This is a genomic window from Amycolatopsis sp. NBC_01286 (assembly GCF_035982555.1).
Taxonomy (GTDB): domain Bacteria; phylum Actinomycetota; class Actinomycetes; order Mycobacteriales; family Pseudonocardiaceae; genus Amycolatopsis.
Genome location: NZ_CP108428.1, coordinates 10,314,707 through 10,327,196, shown reverse-complemented (window position 1 = coordinate 10,327,196; position 12,490 = coordinate 10,314,707). Strand labels below are relative to the sequence as shown.

Genomic DNA, 12,490 nt, shown 5'->3' with positions numbered 1-12,490 from the left:
AGCGCCGATTCCCCACGCAGCGGGTACCCCTGCCGTGATCATCCGTTCGTGTGATGAACATGTGTTCGTCTGGCGGTAATCTTGGTGTGTGGACGGTGAAGCGGTGTGGAGAGCGGATGCGGTGGCCTTGGCCGATCGCGTCAGCTCGCTGCTCGGTGTGGTGCGGTCTGCTGAGGCTGAGATTGGTTCGCTGCTGGTTGAAATCGAGTCTCGTGGTTTGATGGAGCTGTTTGGGTATCGTTCTGTTGCCCGGTTGTTCGAGCATCTTGCCGATGTTCCTAAGGCTGCTGCCGATCGTGTGGTGAAACGAGCTTCCGCTCTAAATGCTGGGCGTGCTGTTGATGGCAGTCCGGTGTCCGCTGTTGCTTCGGCTACTGGGGTTCTTGCTGCTGGTGGATCGTTGAGCAATCCGATGATCGACGCCGTCGTCGAAGTGTTGGCTCAGGTTTCGTCCGAGCATCGTGATGACGTCGAACAGAGCCTGCTTTCCTTCGCTTCCGAGGCTGGGCACAAGCAGGTTGCTGCTTTAGGGGCGCGGATTGTGGCCCATCTCGATCCTGATGGTGCCGAACCCGATGAGGCCGAACCTTCCTTGCCCACCCGGGAGCTTTCGCTGCGGCGTAAGAGATCCGGGGTTTGGGAGCTGCACGGTCGCCTCGACGACGAGACCGGCACCCGGGCCAGTGCCTTGCTCGACTCGCTGGCCGAGCGTCGCTGCAGCGACGAGGGCGCGGACTTCCGCTCTCCGCAGGAACGTTACGGCGACGCCTTCTCCGACGCCGTCGACCTCGCGTTGAACTCCCCGGACCTGCCGACGCAGGCCGGCGAACGAGCCCACGTGATGGTCGCGGTCTCCCTGGCGGATCTGAAGTCCGGGGTCGGCCAGGCCACCCTCGGCGACACCGGCACCATGACCGCGGCCGAAGCCCGGGTCCACGCCTGCGACGCCATGCTCATCCCGGCGGTCCTGGGCGAGAAGAGCGAACCCCTGAACCTGGGCCGCCTACGCCGCCTGATCTCCGCCGGGCTGCGCCGAGCGCTGTTCCTGCGCGACCGAGGCTGCGCCTTCCCCGGCTGCCACCGCCCGCCACGCCACTGCCAGGGCCACCACATCCGCCACTGGGCCGACGGCGGCCCCACGGACCTGACCAACCTGGTCCTGCTGTGCGCCCACCACCACCGGCTACTGCACCGTTCAGGCTGGGAAGTCCGCACCGCCACCGACGGCCTACCCGAGTTCCTGCCACCAGCGTTCCTGGACAAGCACCGAAGACCCAGGCGCAACAACATCCACCAACCACTGCCATTCGCAGCCTGACCAACCAACAGGGAAAGGCCCGAAGCCACCGGCTCCGGGCCCAAACCCATGCCCGGTGTTCGGCCCGAGCCGAAGATCCCCCCTCGCCTGCGACGAGCGGAACGGTTTCGCTCGCCGAGCCCTATCAACGGGCCCCGTCCTGGAACGCGATGCCAGACCGCTGTCGACGCGCAACACCAGGCTTCCTGAAGGTGCCGCCGTCAGAGCCCCGCAGCGGCCGAGTCCTCAGCTTTGGTGGATGGAGCTTTCTGGACGCCCAGCGTCCCGAATCCTCCATCGACACCCCGCGGCCACCTCAGACCCGCGGCGCTGATCTGCTCAGCGATCCGCCTGATCACGCGATCAGGCGTTCCGGGGCGCTTGAAGCACCACAGTGCACCACCTCGTCGACGGGAACGGCCGACCACTGGTGACGTTGACCGGTCCCGGGCAAGCCGCGGACGCATCGATGTTCCCGCACTTGATGCGGCACTTGGTAATCCGTCGAACCGAGCCCGCAGGCGCCCCGACTGTGTCCGCGGAGACAAGGCTTACTCGTCTCGGGCGATCCGCGGACATTTGCGTGCCCGCGGGCATCACTGCGGCGAGGCCTGAGCCAGCTGACCAGGCCGGGCACCGCAAACGCCGCGGTTCCCGCGGCGGGCGCCCACCCGCTACTGCAAACTCGCCATCGTCTGCCGCTCCGCGGTCGCTCTCCATGCCGTAGTGACCTGGACCAAACACATTGCCAGACCCGCGGCACTAGCCATCCCAGACGGTCGCGCCCTGCCTCAGCACCTTGACCTCCGAGGGCGCTGACGCCGGCCACATCTCCACCACGTACCGGAAGTGCTCGCCGAACTCGTGCTCGTTCCACTCCGTCGCCGGCGGCCCGGCCGGGACGTACGACACCCGCGCCCGGTACAGCCCCGGCAGCACCGAGAAGAACCTTTCCTGCGACGGGTAGTCCGCGGGCCCGGAAATCACGAGTTTCCCGCTCGGCACCGGAAGATCTGCTTCCACGACGTGCTCGGCCGCGACCAGCACCGGCGGTGGACCGGGCGTGAGCGTCACCGATGACTCCACCAGGTCCGAGCGGGCCGTCACTATCGCGAGGCCGGCCGGCTCCGCGGCCAGGCGGTTGTCCACCGCCTGCTCGGTCCAGCCGCTGCCGTTCAGCTTCGACCCGGAATCGCGGACCGAGAACTGGCGCTGGTCGGCGTGGACGACTAGGTGCACACCAACCACCCTAGCCAGGACCCGCCCCGAAATGGTATCGACGCCGGGTTTAGCGTTGACACCATGACCTCTGCTTCCGTCGACGTCGACACGGCCCGCGCCGACTACGCGGCCCTCGTCGACCGCGGCCTCTCGCTCGACATCACCCGTGGCAAGCCGGCTCCCGAGCAGCTCGACCTCGCGAACGCGCTGCTCGCTCTCCCCGGTGACGGCTCCTTCAAGGCCGAGGACGGCACCGACGTCCGCAACTACGGCGGCCTCAAGGGCCTGCCGGAGCTCCGGCGCATCTTCGCCGGCGCCCTGCAGGTGCCGGCCGAGCAGCTGCTCGCCGCGGGCAACTCCAGCCTCGAGCTGATGCACGACGCCGTCGTGCACGCCCTGCTCAGCAAGGTCCCCGGCGCCGAGCGCCGCTGGGCCGACGAGCCGCGCGTCGCGTTCCTCGCGCCCGTCCCGGGCTACGACCGGCACTTCGCGCTCACCGAGCGGTTCGGCATCGAGCTCATCCCGGTCCCGATGACCGACGAGGGCCCGGACATGGACGTCGTCGAGCGGCTCGTCGCCGAGGACGCCGGGATCAAGGGCATCTGGTGCGTGCCGAAGTACAGCAACCCGACCGGCGTCACGTTCAGTGACGACGTCGTGCGCCGGCTGGCCACGATGACCACCGCGGCGCCGGACTTCCGGATCTTCTGGGACAACGCCTACGCCGTGCACCACCTGACCGACGACGAGCCGGCCCTCGCCGACATCCTCGCGCTCAGCGCCGAGGCCGGCCACGCCGACCGCCCGTTCGTCTTCGGCTCGACCTCGAAGATCACCTACGCCGGTGGCGGCGTCGGCTTCTTCGGCGCGTCCGAGGCCAACCTCGCCTGGTGGACCGGCCTGATCGGCAAGCGCACCATCGGCTCCGACAAGGTCAACCAGCTCCGCCACGCGCTGTTCCTCAAGGACGAGGACGGCGTCCGCGCGCACATGCGCAAGCACGCCGAGGTCATCGGCCCGAAGTTCGAGGCCGTCGACCGCATCCTCACCGAAGAGCTCGGCGACTCCGGCCTGGTCTCCTGGACCAAGCCGACCGGGGGCTACTTCGTGTCGCTGACCGTGCCCGAGGGCACCGCGAAGGAGGTCGTGCGGCTGGCCAAGGAGGCCGGGGTCGCGCTGACCCCCGCCGGCGCGACGCACCCGCACGGCGACGACCCGGCCGACGCCGTCATCCGCGTCGCGCCGACGTTCCCGGAGCTCGCCGACGTCGAAGAGGCTGTCCGCGCGCTGGCCGTCTGCGTCCGGCTCGCCGCAGCGCAGCGTTCCTGATCTGGGCCCCTGACCAGGGCAAACAAAACCGGCAAGAACTTTTTTCCGTTTTGACCGAGCCGGGGGCCGTCCGGGTACGTATGACCGGTGGGTGAGGTGGACGAACTCGTCACGAGAGGACGTCCCCCGGTGTTCGGAAAACGCTACACACAGCAGCTGATCGAGCGCAGCGCGGAGAACGCGACCGACCGCCGCCGCTTTCTGAAGGCTGCGGGAGCGGCGGGGCTCGGCGTCGCGGGCGCCGGCGCGCTCGGTACCGCGCTGTCCTTGGGCCTCGGCTCGGCCGGTGCGACATCGCAGTACCCGGAGCAGGGCGACGCCGCGAAGGAAGCGGCCAGCGACGCCGCGGTGCTGAACTTCGCGCTCAACCTGGAGTACCTGGAAGCGAACCTCTACTCGTTCGCGGTCTACGGCTACGGGCTGAACGACAAGTACATCAACGGCGTCGGCAACCTCGGCAAGGTCTCCGGCGGGCACGCGGTGCAGTTCAAGAGCGAGCACACCAAGCAGATCGCGCAGGAGATCGCCGGCGACGAGGTCGCCCACGTCACGTTCCTGCGCAAGGCGCTCGACAAGGCCGCCGTCGCGCAGCCGGAGATCGACTTCCAGAACAGCTTCACCGCGGCCATGCAAGCCGCCGGGATCATCAACCAGTACCAGACGTTCGACCCGTTCGCGAGCGAGAACAACTTCCTGCTCGCGGCCTACCTCTTCGAGGACGTCGGAGTCTCGGCGTACAAGGGCGCGGCCCCGCTGGTGAACAACAAGACGTTCCTCGACGCGGCGGCCGGCATCCTCGCGGTCGAGGCGTACCACGCGGGCATCGTGCGCTCGCAGCTGTTCGAACGCGGCCTCGGCGACGTCACCAACAAGATCTCCGACGCCCGCGACAGCCTCGACGGCAAGGCGGACGACGACGAGGGCGTGCTCAAGGACGGCAAGGCCAACCTCGTCCCCGCCGACGCCAACGGCATCGCGTTCGGCCGCTCCGCCGACCGCGTGCTCAACATCGCCTACCTGAACCCGGACAAGGTCTCCTCGGGCGGCTTCTTCCCGCGCGGCCTCAACGGCGACATCGCCACCAGCGGTGCCAAGGAGTGAGCGCCGCGTGCCGCCGTCACGGTAACGTCGTGCACGGCGGCATGCGGAGTTCACGGCGGAGTTTCTCGGGGGGCGCGGGGTGCGGGTACTGGTCGCGGGTGGCGGGATTTCCGGCACGGTCACGGCGATGGCGCTGAAGCTGGCGGGACACGACCCGGTCGTGTTCGAGGCCCACGCTTCGGGCGGGGAAGACATCGGCGCGTTCCTGACGCTCATGCACAACGGCATGGACGCCCTGCGGGCGATCGGCGCCGACGGGCCGGTGATCGACGCGTCCTTCGCCGCGTTCGGGGTCGAGCTCGTCGTCCCGACCGGGGAAACCGTGGGACGGCGGGAGTTCGACACCGAGGGGCTCGACGGCCCGCGCACGCTCACCCGCGCGACGCTCTACCGCGTCCTGCAGGACGAAGCGGCGCGCCGGGGGATCGCGATCGAGCGCGGCCGGCGGCTGACCGGCGCCAAAACCGTCCCAGGCGGCGTCACGGCGGAGTTCGCCGACGGCGTCACCGAAACGGGTGACGTCCTGGTCGGCGCCGACGGACTGCGTTCGGTGGTGCGGCGCCTGATCGACCCGGCCGCCGACGAGCCGCGCTACACCGGGCTGACCGTCGTCTACGGCTACACGCGCGCCGAAGGCCTGCCCGCGGCGCCGGGGATCTACCGGATGGTCCGCGGCAGCAAGGCGGCCTTCGGCTTCACGACCGACCCGGACGGCGCGACGTTCTGGTTCGCCCGCATCCCGGACGCGGAGCGGCCCCGCGCCGAGATCGCGGCGGTCACCCCGGCCGGCTGGCGCGCGTTCGCACACGCGGCGTTCGCCGGGGAACCGTTGCCCTGCGCGGACATCATCGCGGCCACGGGCGACGAGGTCTTCGGCGGTCACTCCTACGACGTCCCCGAGACACGGCTGTGGTCGACGCCGGAGATGGTGCTGGCCGGCGACGCGGCCCACGCGGCGTCCCCGGCCGCGGGCCAGGGCGCGTCGATGGCCCTGGAGGACAGCGTCGTGCTGGCGAAGTGCCTGCGTGACCTGCCGGACCCGGTCTCGGCGTTCGCCGCGTACGAAGGGTTGCGGCGCGAGCGCGTCGAGAAGCTGGTGGCGGCGAGCGCGGGCCAGGACGTCGGCGAAGAGCGGGATTGGCTGTACTCGCACCACATCGACTGGGACGCGAAGGTCACCGGCTGACGCGGTCCGCGACCGTCGCGCTGAGCAACGCCAGCTTGTCCGCCTCGGTGCCGGGCGTGGCGTGGTAGGCGACCAGCATGACCCCGTCGGTCCCGCTGACCAGGAGTTTCTCGCGGTTCAGGGTGATCTCGCCGAGCTGCGGGTGGTGGAAGGTGATCGCGGCCGCTCCCCGCGCGCGGACGTCGTGGCGGGCCCACAGGCGGCGGAAGAGCGGGCTGGCCAGGGAGAGCTCGCCGACGAGCTCGACGAACCGGGCGTCGTCGGTGTCGGTGCCGGCCGCCTCGCGCAGGTGCGCGACCAGCACCTCGGCCGCCCTCTCCCAGCCGACGAACAGAGCCTGCTCGCCGGGGTCGAGCAGGACGTCGCGGAGCCGGTTGGCCCCGGGGACCAGGCAGGGTGACAGGGCCGTGGCCAGGGGATTGGCCGCCAACACGTCCAGGTAGCGGCCCTCGACGAAGGCGGGCACGGGCAGCATCGTCAGGAACGCGGCGGTGCTGGGCGGCACGGTCTCCCGGCGCCGCCGACGGGGCCGGCGAGGCGCGTCCCCGGCGAGGCCGAGCAGGTACGCCGTCGAGTCGTCGTCCAGCCGGAACACCCGGGCCAGGGACCGCAGGACCTGCGCGGACGGGCTGCGGTCGCGGCCGCGTTCCAGCCGCAGGTAGTAGTCGGCGCTGATCCCGGCCAGCATCGCGACCTCCTCGCGCCGCAGCCCGGGCACCCGGCGCAGCCCCACCACGGGCACCCCCGCCTCTTCGGGGGTGACGAGCTCGCGGCGCGCCCGCAGGAACGCGCCCAGCTGGTTCCGGTCGTCGGCCATGGGCCCCACGATAAGCCGAGGTCACCCGATGTGGGGGGTCCTGTCATCCCCCTGGCTGAGCGGAGCACTGGCACGGCTGCTTCACCCGGCGGATCGTCGTGGTCGAGATCAAGATGGCGGCACACACTCCGATGGGAAAGAACACATGAGCACGCAGCGGGTTCTCGTCACCGGCGGCTCGGGCTTCATCGCCGGGCACTGCATCCTCCAGCTCCTGGCGCAGGGGTACCGGGTCCGCACCACGGTGCGGTCGCTCACGAAGGAGCAGGCCGTCCGCGCGGTGCTGACCGAGGCCGGCATGACGCACGGTGACGCGCTGAGCTTCGTGGCCGCCGACCTCACCGACGACCGCGGCTGGGCCGAAGCGGTCGATGGCTGCGACTACGTCCTCCACGTCGCGTCGCCGGTCCAGCCGGGCAAGGTCGCGAACGACGACGACGTCATCGTCCCCGCCCGCAACGGCACCCTCCGCGTGCTGCGCGCCGCCCGGGACGGCGGGGTCCGGCGCGTGGTGCTCACCTCGGCGTTCCACGCGGTCGGCTTCGGGCACCCGCACCTCGATCGCGCCTTCACCGAGGACGACTGGTCCGTGCTCGACGGGCCCGGCGTCGACGCCTACGGCAAGAGCAAGATCCTCGCCGAGCGCGCCGCGTGGGACTTCGTCCGCGACGAGGGCGGCGCCCTGGAACTGACGACGGTCCTGCCCGTCGCCGTCATGGGCCCGGTCATGGGCCGGGAGGTGTCCGGCGCCAACCACATCGTCCAGCGGCTCCTCGACGGGAAGATCCCCGGCTACCCGGACATGTACGTCCCGATCGTCGACGTCCGCGACGTGGCGAGCGCGCACGTGCTGGCGATGACGGCCGACGGCGCCGCGGGACAGCGGTTCCTGCTCGCCAGCGGTCCTTCGATGGCGATGAAGGAGATCGGCGCGCTGCTCAAGGAGAACTTCGGCGAGAGCGCGAAGAAGGTGCCGACCCGCACCATCCCGAACCTCGTCGTGCGGGCGGGCGCCGTGTTCTCGGCGGAGTTCCGGACCATCGCGGCCGAACTCGGCTTCGTCAAGAAGATTTCCCACGAGAAGGCCCGCTCGGTGCTGGGCTGGACGCCGCGGGAGTCGGCGGAGGCGGTCGTGGCCGCCGGCGAAAGCATGCTCCGCAAGTCGCTGGTTTCCGCCTGACGCAAGGAAAAGGATCTAGGCGCCGCAGGAGCCGCGGACCACCAGCCTGGTCGGCAGCAGCACCGGTTCCGGGGCCGCGTCCGTCTCGATCATCTTCAGCAGCGCCTCCGCGGCCGCCGTGCCGAAACCCGGTTTGTCCTGGGCCACCGTCGTCAGCGCCGGGTCCACCAGGGACGCGACCTCGATGTCGTCGAAGCCGACCACCGCCAGGTCGTCCGGGACGCGCAGGCCTGTCGCGCGGGCCGCGAGCAGGGCGCCCACCGCCATCTCGTCGCTCGCCGCGAAGACCGCCGTCGGGGGTTCCTTGCGGGCCAGGAGCCGGCGCATGCCGACAAAACCGCTTTCGCGGTAGTAGTCCCCGGACACGACGTAGTCGTCGCGCGCCTCGAGGCCCGCCGCGGCGAGGCCCTCCCGGTAGCCCCGGGTGCGCTCGGCCGCCGGGGCGTTGTCGCGCGGGCCGGTGAGCGTCGCGATCCGGCGGTGCCCGAGCCCGGCCAGGTGCCGGACGGCGTCCGCCGCGCCGCGGACGTTGTCGGACGTCACGTACGTCGCTTTGGGACCGGAGATCGCGACGTCGAGCGCGACGCACGGCAGGCCGGACCGGGCGAACGCCGTGAACGCCTCCGCGTCCGAACCGCTGTCGATCAGCACCAGCCCGGCCAGGTGGTGCCGGCGCGTCATCCGGACGTAGGCGACCGGGTCGGCCAGGGAGACGCCGGGGGTGCGGCTGCGCGCGTCGTCGCTCGTGGCGAGCATCAGCAGGTGGTACCCGTGCGAGCTGAGTGCGGACTTCAAGCCCAGCAACAGGTCCTGCAGGAACGGGTGGCGCCAGCCGGGCCGCCGGTGGTCGGTGTCCCAGACCAGCCCGATCATCGCCGACTGCTTGCGCGACAACGCGCGCGCCGACTCGTTGGGGGAGAAGTCCAGCTCGCGGGCGACCCGCTCGACGCGTTCGCGGGTCGGCCCGCTGACCGACGCCGGCTGGTTGAAAACCCGGGAAACGGTGGCGACGGAGACGCCGCAGAGCTCGGCGATTTCGCGGGCGGTGACCATGGCGGCTCCTTCGGCTGTAACCGGTTACATAACTAGCACATCGACCCCTGCTTCGAAAAATTCGCGGTGCTGTTATCTCTTCGTTACTTGACGCACGAGCCTGGGAGCGCTCTCATAGAGGCCACATTCTCGCCCGGCCCCGGAGACACGTTCCCGGTGGCCGCGGTGTTTCCGCGCGCTTTCAGCAGAACAACGGAGATCTCATGCGCCCGAACACGAGAACCCGCATGGTCCTGGTGGCCGTGCTGGCCGCCGTCACCGCCCTGAGCGCCTGCAGCGGCGGCGACGGCGGGAGCGGCGGCGGCAAGGTCAAGCTCAGCCTCGGGCTCTTCGGCAACTTCGGTTACACCGACCTGATCAAGGAGTACCAGGCGGCGCACCCGAACATCGAGATCACCGAGCGTACCGCGGCCTACTCCGACCACCACAAGAACCTGGCCGCGCACCTGGCCACCGGGGGCGGCGCCGCGGACATCGAGGCCATCGACACCGGCTACGTCGCCCAGTTCAAGGCGACGCCGGACAAGTTCGTCGACCTCAACACCGTCGGCGGCGACAAGCTCAAGGACCGCTGGCTCGGCTGGAAGTGGTCGGCGTCGCTCGCCAAGGGCGGGCAGCAGATCGGCTACGGCACCGACGTCGGCGGCCTGGCCATCTGCTACCGCCGTGACCTGCTCCAGGCCGCCGGCCTGCCCGCCGACCGCGAGGCCGTCTCCGCGCTCTGGCCCACCTGGCAGGCGTTCTTCGACGCCGGCAAGCGCTTCCAGGCCAAGGCGCCGAACGGCGTCAAGTGGATGGACGGCGGCCCGACCGTGCTCAACGCGATCTTCGGCCAGGCCCCGACCGGTTACTACGACACCAGTGACCAGCTCGTCGTCGACAGCAACCCGGCGCTGCGGACCGGCTGGGACCAGGTCGTCGACGCCGTCAAGGCGAACCTGAGCGCCGGCCTGCTCTACAGCACGCCGACCTGGAACACCGGCTTCACCCAGGGCCAGTTCGCCACCGTGACCTGCCCGGCCTGGATGATGACCAAGATCAAGGACCAGGCGCCGGACACCGCCGGCAAGTGGGACGTCGCCAGCGTGCCCGGTGGCGGCGGCAACTGGGGCGGCTCGTACCTGACCGTGCCCAAGCAGGGCAAGCACACCGCCGAGGCCGCCGACCTCGCCGCCTGGCTGACCGCGCCCGAGCAGCAGGCGAAGGTGTTCACCAGCCAGGGCCTGCTGCCCTCGACGCCGTCGCTCTACACCGACCCGAAGATCACTTCCTACACGAACCCGTTCTTCAACAACGCGCCCGTCGGCAAGCTCTTCACCGACGCGGCGAAGAACCTGAACCCGCAGTACCAGGGCCCGAAGGCCGGCGACGTGCAGACCGAGTTCGGCAACGCGATGCAGCGCGTCGAGCAGGGCAAGCAGGACGGCGCGGCGGCCTGGCAGCAGCTGGTCGGTGACGTCTCGAAGCTCAAGTGACGGCTTCCGTGCCGAAGCTGAGCTTCGCCGACCGGCGGGCGCACTGGGACGTCAAGCTCTCGCCGTTCGGCTTCATCAGCCCGTACTTCCTGATCTTCGGTGTCTTCGGGTTGTTCCCGTTGCTGTACACGGCTTTCGTGTCGCTGCAGAAGCGCAACCTGCTCGACGCCGAGGGCGCGAAGTTCATCGGGCTGGACAACTACCGGGAACTGCTGTTCCACGACCCGTACTTCTGGAACGCGATGGGGAACACGGTCAGCCTGTGGCTGCTGACCACGATCCCGCAGATCCTGTTCGCGCTCGGCATCGCGCACCTGCTCAACCGCAGGCTGCGCGGCCGGACGCTGTTCCGGACCGGCATGATCCTGCCGAACATCACCTCGGTGGCGGCGGTCACGATCATCTTCGCGCAGCTGTTCGGCCGGGACTTCGGGCTGGTGAACTGGGTGCTGAGCTGGTTCGGCGCCGGGCACGTCGACTGGCAGGCGGGCACGGCCAGCTCGCACGCCGCGATCGCGTCGATGGTCGTCTGGCGCTGGACCGGTTACCACGCGCTGATCTTCCTGGCGTCGATGCAGGCGATCCCGTCGAGCCTGTACGAGGCCGCGACGCTCGACGGCGCGAAGGGGCACCAGCAGTTCCTGCGGATCACCGTGCCGCTGCTGCGGCCGCAGATCATCTTCTCCACGGTGATCGCGACGACCGGGAACATGCGGCTGCTCGCCGAGCCGCTGTTGTTCAACCCGGGCACCGCGGCCGCGACCGGCGGGTCCGACCGGCAGTTCCAGACCGCCGCGCTCTACCTCTACGAACAGGGTTTCAGCAAGTACGACTTCGGCTACAGCTCCGCGGTGGCGCTGCTGCTGGCGATCGCCACGATGCTCGTGGCGGGCGTGGCGTACCTGGTGACCCGGCGCATCCAGACCGATTGAGGAGCGGACATGTCCACCGTGCTGACCTCGACCTCGGCACCCGCCGAGGCCCGGCCACCGAGCCGGACGCGGCGGTTCACCCAGCGCGTCACCAGCCCGTGGACCTACGCCGCGCTGGTCGCGATCCTGGCCGGCTCGGCGTTCCCGGTCTACTGGTCGTTCGTCGTCTCGTCGCAGACGCCGGACGCGGTGGGCAGCGTGCCGCCGGTGCTGGTGCCGGGCGGGCACCTGTTCGAGAACATCGCCCGGGTCTTCGACGAGACGAACTTCGGGCTGGCGCTGGCGAACTCGGTGATCGTCTCGGGCACCATCACGCTGTCGGTGGTGCTGTTCTCGACGCTCGCCGGGTTCGCCTTCGCCAAGATGCGCTTCCGCGGCCGCACCCTGCTGCTGCTCCTGGTGGTCGCCACCCAGGCGATCCCGACCGAGCTGGGTGTCGTGCCGCTCTACATCATGATGGCCGACTTCGGCTGGGCCGGGCAGCTGCAGGCGGTCATCGTGCCGGGCCTGGTCACCGCGTTCGGTGTGTTCTTCATGCGCCAGTACTTCGAGCGGGCGCTGCCGCTGGAACTGCTGGAAGCCGGGCGGATGGACGGCTGCGGCTCGCTGCGGCTGTTCTGGCACGTCGCGCTGCCCACGGCCCGCCCGGCCGCGGCGGTGCTCGGCCTGTTCACGTTCATGCAGGCGTGGAACGACTTCTTCTGGCCGCTGGTGGTGCTGGTGCCGGAGAACCCGACCGTCCAAACGGCACTGTCCACACTGGCCAGTGGCTACACCACCGACTACACGCTCGTGCTCACCGCCGCGACCCTCGGCACCATCCCCGTCCTTCTCGTGTTCCTGCTGTTCGGCCGCCAGATCGTCGGCGGCATCATGCAGGGCGCGCTCAAGGGCTGAGC

The 12,490-nt window shown here is 70.0% G+C and carries 11 protein-coding genes; 8 read left to right on the top strand and 3 right to left on the bottom strand.

Annotated elements, in window-relative coordinates; genetic code table 11:
• Positions 1 to 88 precede the first annotated feature (88 nt).
• The gene (locus tag OG570_RS46545) at positions 89 to 1,318 is read left to right on the top strand and encodes an HNH endonuclease signature motif containing protein (protein WP_326954926.1); all 1,230 of its coding nucleotides are present in this window, start codon (positions 89 to 91) and stop codon (positions 1,316 to 1,318) included.
• A gap of 741 nt (positions 1,319 to 2,059) precedes the next feature.
• On the opposite strand, the gene OG570_RS46540 is transcribed toward OG570_RS46545, so the two are convergent.
• On the bottom strand, positions 2,060 to 2,536 hold the full coding sequence (locus OG570_RS46540; protein WP_326954925.1) for a hypothetical protein: 477 nt from the start codon (positions 2,534 to 2,536) through the stop codon (positions 2,060 to 2,062).
• Positions 2,537 to 2,599: 63 nt separating this feature from the next.
• Between OG570_RS46540 and OG570_RS46535 the strand changes: the two genes are divergently transcribed.
• The 3 genes from OG570_RS46535 to OG570_RS46525 all read left to right on the top strand — a co-directional run bounded on the left by OG570_RS46535 (position 2,600) and on the right by OG570_RS46525 (position 6,134).
• The gene (locus OG570_RS46535) at positions 2,600 to 3,847 is read left to right on the top strand and encodes an aminotransferase class I/II-fold pyridoxal phosphate-dependent enzyme (RefSeq protein ID WP_326954924.1); all 1,248 of its coding nucleotides are present in this window, start codon (positions 2,600 to 2,602) and stop codon (positions 3,845 to 3,847) included.
• A 129-nt stretch (positions 3,848 to 3,976) separates the two neighbouring features.
• Positions 3,977 to 4,948 (top strand): ferritin-like domain-containing protein, encoded by a 972-nt coding sequence (locus OG570_RS46530; protein ID WP_247063207.1) that lies wholly within the window; start codon positions 3,977 to 3,979, stop codon positions 4,946 to 4,948.
• A gap of 79 nt (positions 4,949 to 5,027) precedes the next feature.
• Positions 5,028 to 6,134, top strand: coding sequence for an FAD-dependent oxidoreductase (locus OG570_RS46525; RefSeq protein ID WP_326954923.1), 1,107 nt, complete (start codon positions 5,028 to 5,030; stop codon positions 6,132 to 6,134).
• Here OG570_RS46525 and OG570_RS46520 read toward each other — a convergent pair.
• The gene (locus OG570_RS46520) at positions 6,124 to 6,951 is read right to left on the bottom strand and encodes a helix-turn-helix domain-containing protein (protein WP_326954922.1); all 828 of its coding nucleotides are present in this window, start codon (positions 6,949 to 6,951) and stop codon (positions 6,124 to 6,126) included. The two genes, OG570_RS46525 and OG570_RS46520, sit on opposite strands and share 11 nt — an antisense overlap.
• A 145-nt stretch (positions 6,952 to 7,096) precedes the next feature.
• Here OG570_RS46520 and OG570_RS46515 point away from each other — a divergent pair, with 145 nt between their 5' ends.
• Positions 7,097 to 8,131 carry an SDR family oxidoreductase gene (locus OG570_RS46515; RefSeq protein ID WP_326954921.1) on the top strand — a complete coding sequence of 345 codons (1,035 nt, stop codon included), beginning with the start codon at positions 7,097 to 7,099 and terminating at the stop codon, positions 8,129 to 8,131.
• 15 nt (positions 8,132 to 8,146) lie between these two features.
• Here OG570_RS46515 and OG570_RS46510 read toward each other — a convergent pair whose 3' ends face one another.
• Entirely contained in the window at positions 8,147 to 9,184 is a 1,038-nt protein-coding gene (locus tag OG570_RS46510) for a LacI family DNA-binding transcriptional regulator (RefSeq protein WP_326947546.1), read from the bottom strand.
• A 203-nt stretch (positions 9,185 to 9,387) separates the two neighbouring features.
• Here OG570_RS46510 and OG570_RS46505 point away from each other — a divergent pair, with 203 nt between their 5' ends.
• From OG570_RS46505 to OG570_RS46495, 3 genes are read left to right on the top strand one after another with little or no spacing between them, the layout of a single operon-like run.
• A complete protein-coding gene (locus tag OG570_RS46505) occupies positions 9,388 to 10,659 on the top strand; it encodes an ABC transporter substrate-binding protein (protein ID WP_326947547.1) in 1,272 nt (423 codons plus the stop codon).
• Positions 10,656 to 11,591 carry a carbohydrate ABC transporter permease gene (locus OG570_RS46500; protein ID WP_326947548.1) on the top strand — a complete coding sequence of 312 codons (936 nt, stop codon included), beginning with the start codon at positions 10,656 to 10,658 and terminating at the stop codon, positions 11,589 to 11,591. Before OG570_RS46505 ends, OG570_RS46500 begins: the two co-directional genes overlap by 4 nt.
• A 9-nt stretch (positions 11,592 to 11,600) precedes the next feature.
• A complete protein-coding gene (locus OG570_RS46495) occupies positions 11,601 to 12,488 on the top strand; it encodes a carbohydrate ABC transporter permease (protein ID WP_326947549.1) in 888 nt (295 codons plus the stop codon).
• Positions 12,489 to 12,490: the final 2 nt, after the last annotated feature.

What these genes read in the sequence shown, in the direction of transcription:
- OG570_RS46515 (WP_326954921.1), top strand. Translation starts at nt 7,097, where the DNA reads ATGAGCACGCAGCGGGTTCTCGTCACCGGCGGCTCGGGCTTCATCGCC.
- OG570_RS46505 (WP_326947547.1), top strand. Translation starts at nt 9,388, where the DNA reads ATGCGCCCGAACACGAGAACCCGCATGGTCCTGGTGGCCGTGCTGGCC.
- OG570_RS46535 (WP_326954924.1), top strand. Translation starts at nt 2,600, where the DNA reads ATGACCTCTGCTTCCGTCGACGTCGACACGGCCCGCGCCGACTACGCG.
- OG570_RS46495 (WP_326947549.1), top strand. Translation starts at nt 11,601, where the DNA reads ATGTCCACCGTGCTGACCTCGACCTCGGCACCCGCCGAGGCCCGGCCA.
- OG570_RS46520 (WP_326954922.1), bottom strand. Translation starts at nt 6,951, where the DNA reads ATGGCCGACGACCGGAACCAGCTGGGCGCGTTCCTGCGGGCGCGCCGC.
- OG570_RS46510 (WP_326947546.1), bottom strand. Translation starts at nt 9,184, where the DNA reads ATGGTCACCGCCCGCGAAATCGCCGAGCTCTGCGGCGTCTCCGTCGCC.